Genomic DNA, 17,095 nt, shown 5'->3' with positions numbered 1-17,095 from the left:
CTGGCGCGTGCTTACAGGCGCAGCTGCACGTGTTCCCAGTCCAGCCCTTCGCTGGCCTCGGCCGTGTCGCCCTGCGCAACGATGCGCATGGCATCGCCCGCATGCCGGTCGGACAGCGAGAACAGCGCGCCGGCATCGAGCGCCAGCGTCGCGGCGGCGGCCTTGGCGGCGCCGCGCACATTGGCCTGTGTGTCCTGCGCGGCCTGCGCAACTTCGGCTGCCTGCACGGCAGGCACAGCGGGACGGATGCAAAGGAAAGCGGTAGCCGCGGCCAGTGCGGCCAGCAGGCCTCCGGTGGCGAGCACCACGCGGCGGGTCTTGTAGTTGACCATTGGTTTCTCCTGCCAGTGGGTTGAGTGGGATGCGGTGGCTCCCGCACCGGTCAATCGACCGTCAAGGTGCGCAAGGGTCTCATTGCGCGCCGCGTGTGCGCCAGCCTGCTTACCAATGCTTACGATGCTTACCTCCATGTGGCAGGCCGATACGCACGGAAAACACAATCCGGCCGCGAGGCACAAAAAAGGGCGCACCGCGGTGCGCCCTCTTTCCTCTGGCCTGCGTGCCGGCTTACAGCACGTAGCGCGACAAGTCCTCGTTGCCGGCCAGGTCGCCAAGGCGCTGGTCGACATAGCCCGCATCGATCGTCACGGTCTCGCCCGACGATTTGGTGGCGTGGAAGGACAAATCCTCCAGCAGCCTCTCCATCACCGTGTACAGGCGGCGCGCACCGATGTTCTCGACCTTCTCGTTGACCGAGAACGCGATCTCGGCAAGACGGCGGATGCCGTCCGGCGCGAACACCAGGTTGACCTCTTCGGTGTTCAGCAGCGCCTGGTACTGCTTGGTCAGGCTGGCATCGGTCTGCGTCAGGATGGCCTCGAAGTCCTGCACCGACAGCGACTCCAGTTCCACGCGGATCGGGAAGCGGCCCTGCAGTTCGGGGATCAGGTCGCTCGGCTTGGACAGGTGGAACGCGCCCGAGGCAATGAACAGGATATGGTCGGTCTTGATCATGCCGTACTTGGTGTTCACCGTCGTGCCTTCCACCAGCGGCAGCAGGTCGCGCTGCACGCCCTGGCGCGACACCTCGCCGCCGCCGATATCGCTGCGGCTGGCGATCTTGTCGATCTCGTCCAGGAACACGATGCCGTTCTGCTCCACATTGGCGATCGCCTTGTGCTTGAGCTCCTCGTCATTGACCAGCTTGGCGGCCTCTTCGTCGATCAGCAGCTTGAAGGCTTCCTTCACCTTCATCTTGCGGCGCGCCTTCTTGCCCTGGCCCAGGCCGGCGAACATCGAGCGGATCTGCTCGGTCATGTCTTCCATGCCCGGCGGCCCCATGATGTCCATGCTCGGCACGCCTGCAGCCAGTTCCAGCTCGATTTCCTTGTCGTCCAGCTGGCCTTCGCGCAGCTTCTTGCGAAACACCTGGCGCGTGTTGGAATCCTTTTCCTCCGGCTGCGAGAAGCCGATGTCGCGCGGCGGCGGCAGCAGCACGTCGAGCAGGCGGTCCTCGGCCGCGTCCTCGGCCTTGGTCCGCACCTTCTTCATCTCGGATTCGCGCGTCTGCTTGATCGCCATCTCGGCGAGGTCGCGCACGATGGTGTCGACGTCGCGGCCGACATAGCCCACCTCGGTGAACTTGGTGGCTTCGATCTTGATGAACGGCGCGTCGGCCAGCTTGGCCAGGCGGCGCGCGATCTCGGTCTTGCCGACACCGGTCGGGCCGATCATCAGGATGTTCTTGGGCGTGATTTCCTGGCGCAGCGGCTCGGCCACCTGCTGGCGGCGCCAGCGGTTGCGCAGCGCCACCGCCACGGCCTTCTTGGCCTTGTCCTGGCCGATGATGTGCTTGTCGAGTTCGGAAACGATTTCCGACGGGGTCATGGTGTGCGACATGGTATCCGTTCAGTAGGGCGCGCGTTGCCGCCTTCGCTTATTCCAGCGTCTCGATGACGAAGTTGGTATTGGTGTAGATGCAGAGTTCGCCGGCGATGGTCAGCGCTTTCTCGACCACGTCCTTCGGCGGCAGCTCGGTGTTCTCCATCAGCGCCTTCGCGGCCGACTGCGCATACGCGCCGCCCGAGCCGATCGCGGCAATGCCACCCTCGGGGTCGAGCACGTCGCCGTTGCCGGTGATGACCAGCGTGGTGTCGCGGTCGGCGGTGATCAGCATGGCTTCCAGCCGGCGCAGCGCGCGGTCCGAGCGCCAGTCCTTGGCCAGGTCGACCGCGGCGCGGGTGAGGTTGCCCTGGTACTTCTCCAGCTTGGCTTCGAAGCGGTCGAGCAGCGAGAAAGCATCGGCCGTGCTGCCGGCAAACCCGACCAGCACCTTGCCGTTGTAGATGCGGCGCACCTTGCGAGCGGTGCCCTTCATCACGATATTGCCGAGAGTGACCTGACCATCACCGCCAAGTGCGACCTGGTTGCCGCGGCGGACGCTGACGATGGTAGTGCCGTGATACTGTTCCATGGTGGCTTCCGTGAATATGTCACGACCGTAGTTGGCGACGCCCCCGGCCGTTTCAAGCCCTTTCGTGCGCCGGGCCACACAGGCGGCGCGCCGCGCGGGCGTCTGACCAATATAGGACGCCGGGCCCTGCCCTGCCGCAGCGCCTCGTACGCCTCCCCCCAAAAGCAAAAAAGGCCATGCGTTGCCGCATGGCCCTTCCATGGCGCCCGGCGCATCACTTCAAGCGAAGCGCCGCGGCAGTCCAATCAGTCCGATCAGTCGGCATAGACGCCGGCCTTCTTGATCACCGGGGTCCACTTGTTGATTTCGGCGGTCAGGTAGTTGCGCAGCGATTCCGGCGTGGCGCGCTGTGCCGGCACCGCTTCGGCGCCCAGCTCGGCCATCTTGGCGCGGAACGCCGGGTCGGCCACGGCCTTCTGCAGTGCGGCCGACAGCTTGTCGATCACCGGCTTGGGCGTGCCCTTCGGCGCGTACATGGCGTGCCAGACCTTCACTTCCACGTTCGGCATGCCCTGCTCGGCTGCCGTCGGAACGTCCTTGAACGCTTCCACGCGTTTTGCCTGCATGGCCGCGTACGGCTTGACCGAGTGGGCCTTCAGGTGGCCGGCCAGGTTGGTGGTCTGGTCGCACAGCAGGTTGACCTGGCCGCCCAGGATATCCGTCAGCGCCGGCGCCGCGCCCTTGTATGGCACGGTGGTCAGCTCGGTCTGGATCGCGCTCTGGAACAGCAGGCCGCACAGGTGCGAGGCCGAGCCGATGCCGGCATTGGCCAGCGACAGCTTGGCGGCGTTGGCCTTGATGTACGGCAGCAATTCCTTGAAGCTGTTCGGCGCCAACTGCTTGTTGCCGACCAGGATCATCGGCACGTCGGCGATTTCACCGACCATCTCGAAGTCCTTCAGCGGATCGAAGCCCAGGTTGCGGTACAGCGCCGGGGCCGTGGCCATGCCGATATGGTGGATCAGCACGGTATGGCCGTCGTTCTTGGCCTGGGCCACCTTTTTGGCACCGATGGTGCCACCGGCGCCGCCCAGGTTTTCGATCACGATGGTCGCGCCCAGGTGCTTGGACATGATCGCGGTCAGCTCGCGCGAGACCTTGTCGGTCGGGCCGCCCGCCGAGAACGGCACCACGGCCGAAATGGGCTTGCCGCCCGGGAATTCCTGCGCGTACGCGCCTGCCGCCATGCCCATCGCGCTCACTGCCAGCGCGGCCGCGACCGTCTTTGCCACTCGTTTCATGCTCTCTTCTCCTGGTTCCTTCAATACCCGTCATGCAATGCATTGCCGCCGGCTTGGCCCCTGCTCGTGCGGGGGCGCTCTGGCGCGGTCTCACTGGCCGCGCTTGGACCATGACCGGCTGGCGCCGCTGTCCCCTGCCGTAAACCGCAAGGGCGGGGGATGATGTTAGCAACTCCAGACAATGCGCAGGTATAGGGGCTAACCCGCCTGCAATCCGCGGCATATGGCGGGAAATCCGGAAAACAGGCAGGGATCCGCCATAAAGGCACGCCTTTGCGACATGCGGCGCTACTCAACGGAAAAAACCGAGCATTTCCTCAAGTAGCGGTTCGGGGGCTTCTTCCGGGAGATAGTGCCCGCACGGCAGGGCCTTGCCGCTGACGTCGGCGGCCACCTCCTGCCACAGCCCGAGCGGCTCGAAGCAGCGCGCCACCACGCCGTGCTCGCCCCACAGCACGCGCAGCGGCAGCGCCAGCCGGCGCCCGGCCTCGCGGTCGGCGCGGTCGTGCTCCAGGTCGATGGTGGCGGACGCACGGTAGTCCTCGCACATGGCGTGCACCCGCGCCGGATCGCGCATAGCCGCCACGTAGGCGGCCATCGCGTCCGGGACGAACGGGCTCGGGCCGGCCTGGCGCAGGCCGACCAGCTTCTGCAGGTAGAACTCGGGCTCGGCGTTGATCAGCGTCTCGGGGAACGGCGCGGGCTGGATCAGGAAGAACCAGTGCCAGTAGGCCGCGGCAAAGGCCATGCTGGTGCGCTCGTACATGGCCAGCGTAGGCGCGATGTCAAGCAGCATGGCGCGGCTCACTGTGTCGGGGTGGTCGGCGCAAAGCCGGTGCGCCACGCGCGCGCCGCGGTCGTGGCCGCACAGCGCAAAGCGCGTGAAGCCGAACTTCGCCATCAGCTCGACCTGGTCCTGCGCCATGGCGCGCTTGCTGTAGCGCTCATGCCCGGCGTTGCCCGGCGGCGCCGAACTGCTGCCGTAGCCGCGCAGGTCGGTGGCGATCACGGTGAAGTGGTCGGCCAGCGTTGGCGCCACCCGGTGCCAGATCAGGTGGCTTTGCGGATGGCCGTGCAACAGCAGCAGCGGCGGGCCCGAGCCGCCCTGCACGCCGGCGATCTCGACCTCGCCGACGCGGTGCCGGAAGGGCTCGAAATTGGGGAACAGCAGCGCGCTGGCGTCGTTCAGCATGGCTTGTCTCCGCTTCTGGGTCGCTTGTCGATCATAGGCGCAAACCCCGCCATCGGCGCCGCCAGTGACCACCGTGTGCATCCCTGGACCGTTGCAACTGAATTGCAACAACCGTGGGCCTATGGTTAAATCGGCCCATGACCCGCATTAGCCCGGACGGCCCGGCCCCTGGACCGGCGCCCGCCATACTCGAAGCCGCCCACGAGCGCCTGCGCCAGCTGGGCGCGCGCGTGACGCAGCCGCGGCTGTGCATCCTGGCCTGCCTGATCGGCAGTGACGAAGCGCTGACCCACCAGGCCGTGATCGACCGGCTGCCCGAGCAGGGCGAGACCATCGACCGCGTCACCGTGTACCGCGTGCTGGACTGGCTGGTAGAGCAAGGCGTGGCGCAGAAGCGGGCCGGCAACGACCGCGTGTTCCGCTTCACCCTGGTCGAGCACGAGGCCGCGCGCGCGCAGGAACATCGCCAGCACAGCCATTTCCACTGCACCCGCTGCGACCGCACTTTCTGCCTGGACGACGCCAGCATCCCGGCCCCGCCGGCCGCGCCGCGCGTGCCCAGCGGCTTTGCCATCGAACATGTCGAACTGACCGTGAACGGCGTCTGCGCCGAGTGCGGCAAGCGTACGCCCGCGGCGCACTGACCGGTCCCATAATTTCCCGGAGAACAAGCAATGTCCAAACTGACCCCGGTCACGATCCTGACCGGCTTCCTCGGCAGCGGCAAGACCACCCTGCTCAAGCGCATCCTGAACGAGCAGCACGGCATGAAGATCGCCGTGATCGAGAATGAGTTCGGCGAGGAAAACATCGACAACGAGATCCTGGTGCAGGACGGCCGCGAGCAGATCGTGCAGATGAGCAATGGCTGCATCTGCTGCACCATCCGCGGCGACCTGGTGCAGGCGCTGTCCGGGCTGCTGACGCGCCGCGATGCCGGCGAGATCGACTTCGACCGCGTGGTGATCGAGACCACCGGCGTGGCCAACCCCGGCCCCGTGGCGCAGACCTTCTTCATGGACGAGGAAATCGCGTCGCGCTACCTGCTCGACGCGGTGATCACGCTGGTCGATGCCAAGCACGCGCACCTGCAGCTGGACAAGCAGGAAGAGGCGCAGCGCCAGGTGGGCTTTGCCGATGCCATCTTCATCACCAAGTCCGACCTGGTCGGCAAGGACGACGTGGCCGATCTGCGCCATCGCCTGCTGCACATGAACCCGCGCGCACCGATCCGCACGGCCGATTTCGGCGAGACGCCGATCGAGACCATCTTCGACCTGCGCGGCTTCAACCTGAACGAGAAGCTGGAACTGGACCCCGAGTTCCTGCGCGCCGACGAGCATGATCACGACCACGATCATGACCACGAGCACGGCGAGCAGTGCGGCGCCGACTGCGGCCACGATCACGATCACGATCACGATCACGATCACGATCACGATCACGACCACGGCCACCACCATGGCCACGGGCACGACCACCACCATCACCACCACCATACCGACCGCATCGCGTCGTTCGTCTTCCGCAGCGACAAGCCCTTCCACTACGGCAAGCTGGAGGAATTCCTGTCGGGGATCCTGGCGGTGTACGGGGAAAAACTGCTGCGCTACAAGGGCGTACTATATATGGAGGGCGTGGACCGGAAAGTCGTGTTCCAGGGCGTCCACCAGTTGATGGGCAGCGATATCGGCGCCAAGTGGGATGACGAGACGCCGGGCACCAAGATGGTATTTATCGGCGTTGACCTGCCGCGGGACGCCATCCTCAAGGGCCTGCAGAACTGCCTGGCCTGAGTGCACGGGCCGCCGCACGCGCGGCCCTGCCTTCCGACGCCGCCTTACGGCCACCCCCGTTCGGGGTACCGGGGAAATACCGAAGTGCTGGCTGGCTTTCCCCCGTATCTCGGAAAAATTTGTTCAAGTACAATAGGCCGGATTTGATACCGGTGGCGCACCTTTTTTCCGCTGCCGGGATCGAAGTCCACTGAACAGTGGACTGCAGGGCGGCGGATTTGTCGTCAGCATGAGGCAGGCCGCCGGGCAGGTGCGGTCGCAGTGCTTCGTGCGGAGACCGCCTTTCCGCTTGGGGTACCCCGGCACGCGCCGTCACTGACTGACGCGAGAGAGAGGTGTCCCATGACAGCCGCAACGAAGACGAAAGAAAGCCGCAGCAAGACAGGTAGTGCCGCGGCAGAGACGCTCAAGGCGCAGCCTGTGAAGGCCGCGCCCGCTCCCCGCGGCAGTACGGCGAACGCCGAAGCGGGCGCAACGAAGGGAGGCCCGCGAAGCAGCAAGACTGCAGCCAGCCAGAGTGAAACGACCGTGGCGCGCAAGCGCACGGACAGCGAATCCGAGCGGACCCAGACGCCGCCGGCCGCCTCAACAAGAGAATCAGCAGCAACCATGAGCAGCAACAAACTTCTGACTGAAGCTGAAATCCTGAAGATGAGCGACAAGGATTACATGAACGAAGCGCAGCTCGCCTTCTTCAAGAATCGCCTTGAGCAGCTGCGTGACGAAATCCTGAAGAACGCTGACCAGACCACGGAACACCTGCGCGAAACGGTCATCGTGCCGGATCCGGCCGACCGCGCCACCATCGAGGAAGAGCATGCGCTGGAACTGCGCACGCGCGACCGAGAGCGCAAGCTGCTGAAGAAGGTCGAGCAGTCGCTGCAGCGCATCGAGTCCGGCGACTACGGCTGGTGCGAGGAAACCGGCGAGCCGATCGGCGTTCCGCGCCTGCTGGCCCGGCCCACCGCGACGCTGTCGCTGGAAGCGCAGCAGCGCCGCGAACTGCGCCAGAAGCTGTTCGGGGACTGAAGCCCGGCACTTAAGCCGGGCGCGCCGGCATGGCCGGCGCAGCCGCGACACGACGGCCCGGTTTATCCGGGCCGTTTGCATTGCTGGCCGCGCGCCTGGTGCCGCAGCACTTGTCGTGGCGCGGCCACGGCCTACCATGGTGAGAATCGTCCCGCTGTCGCCGGGCGGGGCTTTCTGGTAAATTCGCAACTTTGTTGCAACAACCGGATGCGTGCCTGTCTGGGCCCCTGCTTGGGCCGCCTGTTCGCCGCCTGTTCGCCGCCTGTTCGCCGCCGGTTCGCCACCTTTCCGCTCTCCTGCCATGGCTGATCGCCTGCCCGTCACCGTGCTGTCCGGCTTTACCGGCGCCGGCAAGACCACGCTGCTGAACCACCTGCTTGCGCAAGGCGCCGGCGGGCGCGTGGCGGTGCTGGTCTGCGGCGCGCAGGACGGCCAGACGCTGGCGCCGCTGCCGCCCGGCTGCGAGGCCACGGTGCTGCCGGATGCGGACACGCTGATGGCCGAAACCGCGCGGCTGGCCGCGCAGGCGCGCTTCGATGCGCTGCTGGTCGAGGCCGAAGGCCGGGACGACCCGCTCGCGATCGCGGAGGGTTTCCTGTTCGAGGCCGAGCACGGCGCCGGTCCCGATGCCGCGCTGCAGCCCGACACGCTGGTGACGGTGGTCGACGCCGCCACCTTCCTCGCCGACCTCAACGAAGCCGATTTCCTGGCCGACCGCGGCCTGGCGCAGGGGCCGGAAGACGACCGCACCGTCGCGGAAGTGCTGGCCGCGCAGGTCGAGTTCTGCGACGTCATCGTGCTGAACAAGACCGACCTCGCCAGCGCCGATGAACTGGCGCGGCTGCGCGCGGTGCTGCATGCGCTGAACCCGCGCGCCGGGATCGTCGAGGCCAGTTTCGGCAACGTGCCGCCGCAGCGCGTGTCCGGCACCGGCCGCTTCGACTTCGCCGCCGCCGCGGATGCTCCCGGCTGGCTGGCTGCTCTGCGGGGCATGGCGGCGGAGCCGGACAGCGGCGTGTCGACGCTGGTGTACCGGCGCCGCCGGCCGTTCCATCCGCAGCGCTTTGCCGACCTGATCCATACCGAATGGCTGCGCGAACACGGCAACGTGCTGCGCTCCAAGGGCCTGTTCTGGCTGGCCAGCCGCATGGACACCGCCGGCGACTGGAACCAGGCCGGCGGCGTGTGCCGCCACGGCGGCGCCGGCGCCTGGTGGTCGGCGCTGGACCCGGCCGAATGGCCGACCGATGACGCGGACCGTGCCGGGATCGAGGCCGACATGCAGGTCGACGGCGCGCCGGCACCCTTTGGCGACCGCCGCCAGGAACTGGTGCTGATCGGCGTGGACCTGGACGCTGCTGCGCTGGCGGCGCGGCTCGATGCCTGCCTGCTGGACGATGCCGAGATGGCAGCGGGCACGCAGGCGTGGGCGGACTACGCGGATCCGTTCCCGGCGTGGGTCGACGAACTGGACGACGACCACGACCATGGCCATGACCACGATCATGACCATGGCGACGATTGCGGCTGCGGCGCGCCGCACGATCCCCATGCGCACTGACTGGTTCGCCCGCCTGCGCGCGCACGGTCCGGGCTTGTGGCTCGCGCTGTGGCTGGCGCTATGCCTGCTGCTGGCGCAGCATGCCGGGCTGACCCACCGCATTGTGCACGGCGGGCTGGCGGCGGTCAGCACAGCCGCGTCGGCCACGTTGGCCACGTCGGCTGGGGCCGACGGCAGCACCGACGCCGATACCGATTCCCACCCACTGGCGCAGAAATTCAGCGGCCACTCCTGCGTGCTGTTCGACGGCGCCACGGTGGCCGACACGCTGTGCGGCAAGCTGCCGCTGCCGCGGCTCGCGTTCGGCAAGCCGGTCAAGCCGGCCAACCTCGCCTGGCGCTGGCCCGATCTCCCCGCCGCACACCCCTTCCATTCGCGCGCGCCACCGGCGCCGGCCATCGCCCTCGCCTGATCCGGGACGCGGCCATCGCCGCGTGCCCGGCTTTCGAATTTTCCTGAGCTGAACACCTGCCGCCTGCCTGGTGCGGCCGTCCCCTATGGGATGGCACGCGCCCTGCCGCGCCCTGCAGCCGTGCCCAGCCCGGGGCTGATTGCCACTGCTTCGTTACGCGCACCATGTCCCCACAGAACTTCCCGAAAAACAGCGCCCCCCGCCTGACCCCGCTTGCGGCCATTGCTGCCTCCCTGACTGCCTCGCTTGCTGCCCTGGCGGCACCCGCGCACGCGCAGACCGCCACGCCTGCGGCCGCTGCCGAGACCGCCCCTGCCACCGCCACCGGCACGCTGCGCGAAGTCGTCGTCACCGCCAACCCGCTCGGCAGCGAACTGAACGACATGGTCGCGCCCGTTTCGACGCTGGGTGGCGACGCGCTGGCCGTGCGCCAGGCCAGCACGCTGGGCGAGACGCTCGACAAGATGCCCGGCGTGTCGTCGACGTATTTCGGCCCCAATGCCAGCCGTCCGGTGATTCGCGGCCTGGATGGCGACCGCATCAAGGTGCTGCAGAACGGCGGCAGCACCGTCGACGCCTCGACTCTCTCCTATGACCATGCAGTAGCGCTGGATCCGCTGGTGGCCGAGCGCATCGAGGTGGTACGCGGCCCGGCGGCGCTGATGTACGGCGGCAATGCTATCGGCGGCGTGGTCAACGTGATCGACAACCGTATCCCCAAAGAGCCGATCGAAGGCGTCGGCGGCGCCGTGGATGCCAGCGGCACCATCGGCGGCGACGAGGCCCGCAATGCCAGCGCGCTGATCGAGGCCGGCAACGGCCAGTTCGCGGTCCATGCCGATGCCTTCGCGCGCAAGACCAGCGACCTGCGCATTCCCGGCTACGCCCGCAGCGACCGCCTGCGCGCCGCCGAGCCGTTGCCCGAGGGCGAAAGCGAGGCCTACGGCCGCCTGCCCAACACCAGCGCCGATCAGCAGGGCGGCTCGCTGGGCGGCTCCTACACCTGGGCCGACGGCTTCATCGGCGCCAACTACAGCGCCTACCGCAATGACTACGGCACGCCCGCCGAGGAGGACGTGCGGCTGAAGATGAAGCAGGACCGCTTCGCGCTGGAAGGCGAGGCGCGCAGCCTGGCCGGCAGTACCGGCGGCTGGATCGAATCGGTCAAGGGCAAGTTCAGCTACACCGACTACGAGCACAAGGAGATCGAAGGCGGCGAGACCGGCACGATCTTCAAGAACCGCGGCTGGGACGCGCGCTTCGAGGCCAAGCACGCCAAAATCGGCAACATGACGGGCGTGATCGGCACGCAGTTCGGCCATACCGATTTCTCCGCGCTGGGCGAGGAAGCGTTCGTGCCGAGCACCAATACCGACAACGCCGCGCTGTTCCTGTTCGAAGAGCTGCCACTGACCGCGTCGGGCGACCTCAAGCTCAACTTCGGTGGCCGGCTCGACCACAGCAGCATCAAGGCCAGCGCCAACGGCAACGACCGCTTTGCCGACGCCAACCGCAACTTCAACGCGACCAGCGCTTCGGCCGGCCTGCTGTACAAGGTCAGCCCGGCGTGGTCGCTGACCAGCAACCTGTCCTACACGGAGCGCGCGCCGACCTTCTACGAGCTGTACGCCAACGGCCCGCACGTGGCCACCGGCTCGTGGGAGGTGGGCGACCCCAACGCCAACAAGGAACGCGCCACCTCGATCGACCTGGGCGCGCGCTTCAAGTCGGGGGCGCACAGCGCGAGCGTATCGGGCTACTACAGCCGCTTTGCCAACTACCTGGCGCTGTCGGCCACGGGCCGCGCGCGCGACGAGGCGGGCGACGTGGTCGCCCCGGGCAGCCCGGATTCACTGCCGGAATTCCAGTACCTGGGCGTGCCGGCCACGCTGTATGGTTTCGAGGCCGAAGGCAAGACGCGGCTGCTGCAGAAGATGCTGACCAGCAGCGACACACTCGATTTCGAGGCCCGCGCCGACTACGTACGCGGCGAGAACCGCGACACCGGCGAGCCGCTGCCGCGGCTGGCACCGCTGCGGCTGGGCGGCGCGCTGGTGTATGGCGCGGGTCCGTGGGGCGCGCGCGTGGATGTCACGTACGCGGCCAAGCAGACGCGCGTCCCGGCCAACGACACGCCGACCGATGCCTATACGCTGCTGAGCCTGGCGCTGACCTACAAGTTCAAGGTGGCCGGGACGCAGACGCTGGTGTATTTGCGCGGGGATAACCTGACCAACCAGGATGCGCGCAATGCGACGTCGATCCTGCGGGATATCGCACCGCTGGCGGGCAGGAGCGTGAAGTTGGGGTTCAGGACGTCGTTCTGAGGCCGCGTGGTGGCTTAGCGGCTGGCGGGACTTCGTTGAGGCGCCGGCCCTGCAACCATCTCAATCCTTGTTCACCACCCACTCCCCCTCCACCGCCAGTGCCCCGACGCCCGCCAGCGCCCGCACCGTCTGCGCGGAAATCTGCGCCATCTCCTGCTGCGGCATGAACCGGTCGCGTATCCGCACCATCAACGGCGCCTCCGCCATCCACCGCGCCAGTTCCCCCTGCGTCATCCGCTGCTGCTCCAGCAGCTTGAACTTCACCAGCACCTTGACCGCATGGCTGGCATTGCGCGCGGGATCGGCGCTCAGGTGGCGCAGCCGCGCGGTCGCGCGCTCGACCGCGGCATCGACGTCGGTGAACATACGGCCGTGGCCGGGAATCACCAGCCGCGCATCGAGTTCCGCGATGCGCGCCAGCACCGCCGCCTGCTCGGTGAAGCCGCTTTCGCCTTCCAATTCGGGAAAGATCACGCCGAAGCCGTTTTCCCACAACGCATCGCCGGAAATCAGGATGCGTGGCCCCGGTGCGAACAGCATCACCGCATGCGGGTCATGGCCTGGCGCGGCCACGACCTGCCAGTCGATGCCGCCCAGCGTCACCGCGTCGCCATCGTGCAGCACGCTGTCGAAGCCGAAGCGGTCGCACTGCTGCCCGGTGGCACGATAGGTGAGCGCCTCGGTATCCCACGCGGCCACGGCCGCGGCTTCGGCTGCCGGAATTGCGGTGCGCGGCTGCCAGCGCGCTTGCAGCGCGGCGTTGCCGCCACAGTGATCGGAGTGCAGGTGCGTGTTGAGGATGCGCGCCAGTGGACGGTCCTGCAGCGCGGACGCAACCAGCGCCACGGTCTGGGGCGCATGCGTGACGTAGCCGGTGTCGACCAGTGCGGTATCGTCGCCATCGACGAACAGGATGTTGTTGGCCGACAGCCACCCGCGCTCGAACACGCGCATGGTCTCGGGCAACGTGGGCATCGATGCTTCGCTCAAGAGGGTGTCTCCTCGCCCGCCAGCCAGGCGGCGCGCCCGGGCAGTTGCGCCCAGGTGCGGCGCTTGTCTTCGTCGCTGGCCGACGACCAGCCGGCGATCTCTTCGATAGTGCGCAGGCAGCCCTCGCAGTAGCCACTGGCCGCGTCCATGCGGCAGACGTTGCGGCACGGCGAGGGCACCGGCGTTTCCAGCCGTTCGGCCTGTGCCGCGAGTTCCGCGGCCAATGCCGCAAGCGTGGCTGGCGCGCGCGTTTCAGGCATGCTTCTGCTGGCGCGCGGCCTTGGCCGCCACCTTCTCGTTGAAGCGGCCCGCGTCGATCAGGTGGCGCTCGTGCACGCCTTCGGAAATCTTGTCCTCACCGTCCCAGGCGCTCAGTTCAAAGCGCAGGCGGCGGCCGTCCACCTCGACCAGCTGGCCCTTGACCGTCACCGTCATGCCCGGCGGCGTCGGCGCCAGGTGCGAGAAGCTGACCAGCGTGCCGAGCGACTGCTCGCGCGGCCAGTCAAGGTATTCGCGCAACATCTGCAGGCAGGCGCATTCCATGATGCCGACCAGGTAGCCGGTGGCCAGCACGTCGGGCATCTCCGGGCAGCCGGGGATATCGTCATACAGCCGCGGCACAGTGGCCTTGGGGGGCACCGTGTATTGCCAGCTGAAGGTCAGCCCTGGTCGCAGCTCAGATGGCTGCGCAGATGGCACCCCGGCGCTCATGCCGGCGCTCATGCCGGCGCTCATGCCGGCGCTCCCGCGGCCACGTCGGCAACTTCCGCGCCGGTCATCTGCTGCAGTTGCTGCGGCGTCAGGTTGAACACCGCATGCGGATGGCCGGCGGCGGCCCACAGGCTGTCGTAGCGGAACAGGTCCTGGTCGAGCAGCATCACCGGCGTGACCGCATGGCCGATCGGGCAGACGCCGCCGATGGCATAGCCGGTCTTCTCGCGCACGAAACGCGCATCGGCCTTGCCCAGCGCACCGACGCGCGCGGCCACCTTGGCCTCGTCGACGCGGTTGCTGCCGCTGGCGATCACCAGCACCGGCGCATCGTCCTCGACGCGGCGGAAGATGATCGACTTGGCGATCTCCGCCACGCTGCAGCCCAGCCCCGCCGCCGCTTCTGCGGAGGTCTTGCCGGTGGCGGGCAGCATCACCACCGGGCAGTCGTGGCCGAGCCCGGCCAGCAGGTCCGCCACGCGCTGCGCGGATTCGGGCAGCGCTTCGTTACTTGCCGTCATGGGTTCTTCCTGTCGTGTGTTCAGAGGTCCGGGCTCAGGCGCAGGCGGGCGCCGCATCGCTGGCGGCGGCCCATTTGGTCAGTAGCGCCCGCCCGACGCGAGAGCTGTTGGCGCGGCCGATCGCCTGCGAGATGTAGTCGCCCGTGCGCACCACCGCTTCCAGGTCGATGCCGGTATGGATGCCCATGCCGTGCAGCATGTACAGCACGTCTTCGGTGGCCACGTTGCCGGTCGCGCCCTTGGCATACGGGCAGCCGCCCAACCCGGCGACCGAGGCGTGGAAGATCGAGATGCCCACTTCCAGGCTGGCCAGGATATTGGACAGCGCCTGGCCGTAGGTATCGTGGAAATGGCCCGAGAGCCGGTCCAGCGCGAACTCCGCGGCGGCCGCCCGCATCACTTCCTGCACGCGCACCGGCGTGCCCACGCCGATGGTGTCGGCAATATCGATCTCGTCGCAGCCCAGCTCGCGCATGCGGCGCACCACGTCGACCACCGCGCTGACCGGGACCTCGCCCTGGTAGGGGCAGCCCAGCGCGCACGAGATGCTGCCGCGCAGGCGCACGCCCTTCTCTTTTGCGGCGGCGGCGACCGGCTCGAAGCGCTGGATCGACTCGGCGATCGAGCAGTTGATGTTCTTCTGCGAGAACGCTTCGCTGGCGGCGCCGAAGATCACCACCTCGTCGGCGCCGGCCGCGACGGCGCCTTCGAAGCCTTTCATGTTCGGCGTCAGCACCGAATACAGCGTGCCGGGCCGGCGCTGGATGCGGGCCATCACATCCGCGCCGTCGGCCATCTGCGGCACCCACTTGGGCGAGACGAACGAGGCGGCCTCGATATTGACGAAGCCGGCGTCGGTCAGCTGGTTGACCAGCGCGACCTTGACGTCGGTCGGCACCATGGCTTTTTCATTCTGCAGGCCGTCGCGCGGGCCGACTTCGACGATCTTCACGTAGTTCGGGATGGTCATGGCCGTCTCCTGTCTGTTATTCATTGTGGGGTGCCGTGGCGCTCAGTACCCGCGCTGCAGGTCGACCACGCCGGCGATGGGCTGGCCCGCGCGCAGCGCGCGGATCTTGCCGGCGATCTGGGCGATGCTGTCCTCGCGCAGCGTCAGCGCCGAGATATGCGGTGTCACCGTGATGCGCGGCTCCTGCCAGAACGGATGATCCTCCGGCAGCGGCTCGGTGCGGAACACGTCGAGTGTGGCGCCCGCAAGCTGGCCCGACTGCACAGCGGCCACAAGGTCTTCCTCGACCAGGTGCTGGCCGCGCGCCACGTTGATCACATAGGCGCCCTGCGCCAGCCGCGCGAACAGGCCGGCATTCAGGATGTTCTCGGTCTGCGGTGTCAGCGGCAGCACATTGACCAGCACGCGCAGGCCGTTCAGGAACGGCGCCTGGCCCGCATCGCCGTAGAACCCGCTGACACCTTCGATCGCCCGCGCGGTGCGGCTCCAGCCGCGCACCGGAAAGCCGAAGCCGGCCAGCGTGCGGGCGATATGTGTGCCGAGCGTGCCCACGCCCATCACGCCGATGGTGAAGTCGGCGCGGCGATGCGGCTTGAGGAATTTCCAGTGGCCGGCGCGCTCCTGCGCCTCATAGGCGTCGAGCTTGCGAAAATAGCGCAGCACCGCATGTGTGACGTACTCTGCCATCTGGGCGGCCATGCCGGCATCGTCCAGCCGCACGATCGGCACGCCGGCGGGCAGCGCATCGGGTGCTTCGTCGCGCAGCCGCAGGATGCCGTCGACGCCGGCGCCGAGATTGAAGACCGCCTTCAGGTCGGTGCGGCCGCGCAGCATTTCCACCGGCGGGCGCCAGACCACGGCGTAGTCGGCTGGCTTGCCGCGGCTGTCCTCCCAGGTCTGGCATTCGGCTTCGGGCAGGGCCTCGGCAAAGCCTTCGATCCACGGGTCATAGCGGCCGTCGGGGACGTACAACTGCAACTTCATCTTGTCTCCAGGGGATGTTGCTGGGGCGGGGCGTGCAACGGGGCGTCCTATTGCTGTTTTCCCGTGCGCGGGATCGACGGCGGGCGTTGATCGCTCAAAAGGCTATTTTGGCAGAGGAATGCGATCGGGGGTCAGGCCCTCGGGCCGGTCCCCGTCCGCCCGCGCCACTTACTTGCCCTCGAACGCCAGCAATTGCGCCCCTTCGGCCACCTGCTCGCCCACTCCGTAGAGCACTTCGCTGACCACGCCATCTGCCGGCGCGCTGATGGTGTGCTCCATCTTCATCGCCTCCATCACCAGCAGCGGTGTGCCGCGCGTGACCGTGCTGCCCGCCTCGACCATCACCGCGATGACCTTGCCGGGCATCGGCGCGGTCAGCTTGCCGCCCTCGCTCTCGGATTCGCCGGCATGGGCCAGCGGGTCGAGCCACGCCAGCGCGACATGCCGTCCGGCATAGAACACATGGAAGGTTTCGCCGTCACTGTGCACCTGCCCATGCGCACGGCGGGTGCCGAGGTTGACGCGCAGGTCGTCGGCCTGGCAGGTGCTGGCGAAGGGCGCGGCCTGGTCGGCGTAGATCAGCGTGCTGCCGCGCGCATTGGTGTTCAGCGTCACGTCGAGCACATGGTCGCCGTAGCCGAAGCGCAGCTGGCGCGAGACGCCGCCATTGAGCCGCCACGCCCCGCCGTGGGTCCACGGCGAGTGCGGATCGGCGGCGTCGATGCGCAGTTCGCGCGCCTCGCGGTCCAGCAGCGCGGCCACGGCCAGCGCGATGATTTCCATGCCAACCGGCGCCGGCGGCGGGAACAGAGTCTTCTCGTTGCGCTCGATCAGTCCGGTATCGAGGTCGGCGGTGCGGAACGCTTCCGACTTCACCAGCCGCTGCAG

General features: G+C 67.8%; 18 protein-coding genes. 6 read left to right on the top strand and 12 right to left on the bottom strand.

The window, feature by feature from the left end:
* Window positions 1–11: 11 nt before the first annotated feature.
* The 5 genes from J8I82_RS32045 to J8I82_RS32025 form a co-directional block, all read right to left on the bottom strand.
* Window positions 12–332: a hypothetical protein gene (locus J8I82_RS32045; protein WP_209763627.1), complete on the bottom strand. Its 321-nt coding sequence runs from the start codon at window positions 330–332 to the stop codon at window positions 12–14.
* Between the two features lie 235 nt (window positions 333–567).
* The gene (gene hslU, locus J8I82_RS32040; protein WP_209763626.1) at window positions 568–1,899 is read right to left on the bottom strand and encodes an ATP-dependent protease ATPase subunit HslU; all 1,332 of its coding nucleotides are present in this window, start codon (window positions 1,897–1,899) and stop codon (window positions 568–570) included.
* A 37-nt stretch (window positions 1,900–1,936) separates the two neighbouring features.
* Window positions 1,937–2,473, bottom strand: a complete 537-nt coding sequence (gene hslV, locus J8I82_RS32035) for an ATP-dependent protease subunit HslV (protein WP_209763625.1) — start codon at window positions 2,471–2,473, stop codon at window positions 1,937–1,939.
* Window positions 2,474–2,727: 254 nt separating this feature from the next.
* Window positions 2,728–3,714: a tripartite tricarboxylate transporter substrate-binding protein gene (locus tag J8I82_RS32030; protein WP_209763624.1), complete on the bottom strand. Its 987-nt coding sequence runs from the start codon at window positions 3,712–3,714 to the stop codon at window positions 2,728–2,730.
* A gap of 292 nt (window positions 3,715–4,006) precedes the next feature.
* Window positions 4,007–4,906: an alpha/beta fold hydrolase gene (locus J8I82_RS32025; RefSeq protein WP_209763623.1), complete on the bottom strand. Its 900-nt coding sequence runs from the start codon at window positions 4,904–4,906 to the stop codon at window positions 4,007–4,009.
* 137 nt (window positions 4,907–5,043) lie between these two features.
* Here J8I82_RS32025 and J8I82_RS32020 point away from each other — a divergent pair, with 137 nt between their 5' ends.
* The 6 genes from J8I82_RS32020 to J8I82_RS31995 all read left to right on the top strand — a co-directional run bounded on the left by J8I82_RS32020 (window position 5,044) and on the right by J8I82_RS31995 (window position 12,031).
* The gene (locus J8I82_RS32020; RefSeq protein ID WP_209763621.1) at window positions 5,044–5,550 is read left to right on the top strand and encodes a Fur family transcriptional regulator; all 507 of its coding nucleotides are present in this window, start codon (window positions 5,044–5,046) and stop codon (window positions 5,548–5,550) included.
* 30 nt (window positions 5,551–5,580) lie between these two features.
* Window positions 5,581–6,702, top strand: a complete 1,122-nt coding sequence (locus J8I82_RS32015; protein WP_209763620.1) for a CobW family GTP-binding protein — start codon at window positions 5,581–5,583, stop codon at window positions 6,700–6,702.
* Between the two features lie 342 nt (window positions 6,703–7,044).
* Window positions 7,045–7,731 carry an RNA polymerase-binding protein DksA gene (dksA, locus tag J8I82_RS39430; RefSeq protein WP_239477827.1) on the top strand — a complete coding sequence of 229 codons (687 nt, stop codon included), beginning with the start codon at window positions 7,045–7,047 and terminating at the stop codon, window positions 7,729–7,731.
* 301 nt (window positions 7,732–8,032) lie between these two features.
* The gene (locus J8I82_RS32005; protein ID WP_209763619.1) at window positions 8,033–9,292 is read left to right on the top strand and encodes a CobW family GTP-binding protein; all 1,260 of its coding nucleotides are present in this window, start codon (window positions 8,033–8,035) and stop codon (window positions 9,290–9,292) included.
* Complete coding sequence (locus tag J8I82_RS32000; RefSeq protein ID WP_245180356.1) at window positions 9,225–9,704, top strand: hypothetical protein; 480 nt, start codon at window positions 9,225–9,227, stop codon at window positions 9,702–9,704. The genes J8I82_RS32005 and J8I82_RS32000 overlap by 68 nt, the downstream gene beginning before the upstream one ends.
* A gap of 164 nt (window positions 9,705–9,868) precedes the next feature.
* A complete protein-coding gene (locus J8I82_RS31995) occupies window positions 9,869–12,031 on the top strand; it encodes a TonB-dependent receptor (RefSeq protein WP_209763618.1) in 2,163 nt (720 codons plus the stop codon).
* A 60-nt stretch (window positions 12,032–12,091) separates the two neighbouring features.
* Here the strand turns inward: J8I82_RS31995 and J8I82_RS31990 are convergent, their stop codons facing one another.
* From J8I82_RS31990 to J8I82_RS31960, 7 genes are all read right to left on the bottom strand, one after another.
* Window positions 12,092–13,006 carry an MBL fold metallo-hydrolase gene (locus tag J8I82_RS31990; protein WP_209763703.1) on the bottom strand — a complete coding sequence of 305 codons (915 nt, stop codon included), beginning with the start codon at window positions 13,004–13,006 and terminating at the stop codon, window positions 12,092–12,094.
* Between the two features lie 11 nt (window positions 13,007–13,017).
* The gene (locus tag J8I82_RS31985) at window positions 13,018–13,281 is read right to left on the bottom strand and encodes a DUF1289 domain-containing protein (RefSeq protein ID WP_209763617.1); all 264 of its coding nucleotides are present in this window, start codon (window positions 13,279–13,281) and stop codon (window positions 13,018–13,020) included.
* Window positions 13,274–13,756: a thioesterase family protein gene (locus J8I82_RS31980; RefSeq protein WP_245180354.1), complete on the bottom strand. Its 483-nt coding sequence runs from the start codon at window positions 13,754–13,756 to the stop codon at window positions 13,274–13,276. The genes J8I82_RS31985 and J8I82_RS31980 overlap by 8 nt, the downstream gene beginning before the upstream one ends.
* Complete coding sequence (locus tag J8I82_RS31975; protein WP_209763616.1) at window positions 13,753–14,253, bottom strand: YbaK/EbsC family protein; 501 nt, start codon at window positions 14,251–14,253, stop codon at window positions 13,753–13,755. The genes J8I82_RS31980 and J8I82_RS31975 overlap by 4 nt, the downstream gene beginning before the upstream one ends.
* Before the next feature lie 34 nt (window positions 14,254–14,287).
* Window positions 14,288–15,223: a hydroxymethylglutaryl-CoA lyase gene (locus J8I82_RS31970; RefSeq protein WP_029047309.1), complete on the bottom strand. Its 936-nt coding sequence runs from the start codon at window positions 15,221–15,223 to the stop codon at window positions 14,288–14,290.
* 42 nt (window positions 15,224–15,265) lie between these two features.
* Window positions 15,266–16,207 carry a 2-hydroxyacid dehydrogenase gene (locus tag J8I82_RS31965; protein ID WP_209763615.1) on the bottom strand — a complete coding sequence of 314 codons (942 nt, stop codon included), beginning with the start codon at window positions 16,205–16,207 and terminating at the stop codon, window positions 15,266–15,268.
* A 168-nt stretch (window positions 16,208–16,375) separates the two neighbouring features.
* Window positions 16,376–17,095: acyl-CoA carboxylase biotin carboxyl carrier protein subunit (locus tag J8I82_RS31960; RefSeq protein ID WP_284183231.1), on the bottom strand; the 720-nt coding region annotated here is incomplete at its 5' end.

Source organism: Cupriavidus consociatus (assembly GCF_017814975.1).
Lineage (GTDB): Bacteria > Pseudomonadota > Gammaproteobacteria > Burkholderiales > Burkholderiaceae > Cupriavidus > Cupriavidus consociatus.
This window is presented reverse-complemented; position numbering and strand designations above follow the sequence as displayed.

Bases quoted from the DNA above. Each gene is read 5' to 3' on its own strand.
- J8I82_RS32045 (WP_209763627.1), bottom strand. From the start codon at position 332: ATGGTCAACTACAAGACCCGCCGCGTGGTGCTCGCCACCGGAGGCCTG.
- hslU (WP_209763626.1), bottom strand. From the start codon at position 1,899: ATGTCGCACACCATGACCCCGTCGGAAATCGTTTCCGAACTCGACAAG.
- hslV (WP_209763625.1), bottom strand. From the start codon at position 2,473: ATGGAACAGTATCACGGCACTACCATCGTCAGCGTCCGCCGCGGCAAC.
- J8I82_RS32030 (WP_209763624.1), bottom strand. From the start codon at position 3,714: ATGAAACGAGTGGCAAAGACGGTCGCGGCCGCGCTGGCAGTGAGCGCG.
- J8I82_RS32025 (WP_209763623.1), bottom strand. From the start codon at position 4,906: ATGCTGAACGACGCCAGCGCGCTGCTGTTCCCCAATTTCGAGCCCTTC.
- J8I82_RS32020 (WP_209763621.1), top strand. From the start codon at position 5,044: ATGACCCGCATTAGCCCGGACGGCCCGGCCCCTGGACCGGCGCCCGCC.
- J8I82_RS32015 (WP_209763620.1), top strand. From the start codon at position 5,581: ATGTCCAAACTGACCCCGGTCACGATCCTGACCGGCTTCCTCGGCAGC.
- dksA (WP_239477827.1), top strand. From the start codon at position 7,045: ATGACAGCCGCAACGAAGACGAAAGAAAGCCGCAGCAAGACAGGTAGT.
- J8I82_RS32005 (WP_209763619.1), top strand. From the start codon at position 8,033: ATGGCTGATCGCCTGCCCGTCACCGTGCTGTCCGGCTTTACCGGCGCC.
- J8I82_RS32000 (WP_245180356.1), top strand. From the start codon at position 9,225: ATGACCACGATCATGACCATGGCGACGATTGCGGCTGCGGCGCGCCGC.
- J8I82_RS31995 (WP_209763618.1), top strand. From the start codon at position 9,869: ATGTCCCCACAGAACTTCCCGAAAAACAGCGCCCCCCGCCTGACCCCG.
- J8I82_RS31990 (WP_209763703.1), bottom strand. From the start codon at position 13,006: ATGCCCACGTTGCCCGAGACCATGCGCGTGTTCGAGCGCGGGTGGCTG.
- J8I82_RS31985 (WP_209763617.1), bottom strand. From the start codon at position 13,281: ATGCCTGAAACGCGCGCGCCAGCCACGCTTGCGGCATTGGCCGCGGAA.
- J8I82_RS31980 (WP_245180354.1), bottom strand. From the start codon at position 13,756: ATGAGCGCCGGCATGAGCGCCGGCATGAGCGCCGGGGTGCCATCTGCG.
- J8I82_RS31975 (WP_209763616.1), bottom strand. From the start codon at position 14,253: ATGACGGCAAGTAACGAAGCGCTGCCCGAATCCGCGCAGCGCGTGGCG.
- J8I82_RS31970 (WP_029047309.1), bottom strand. From the start codon at position 15,223: ATGACCATCCCGAACTACGTGAAGATCGTCGAAGTCGGCCCGCGCGAC.
- J8I82_RS31965 (WP_209763615.1), bottom strand. From the start codon at position 16,207: ATGAAGTTGCAGTTGTACGTCCCCGACGGCCGCTATGACCCGTGGATC.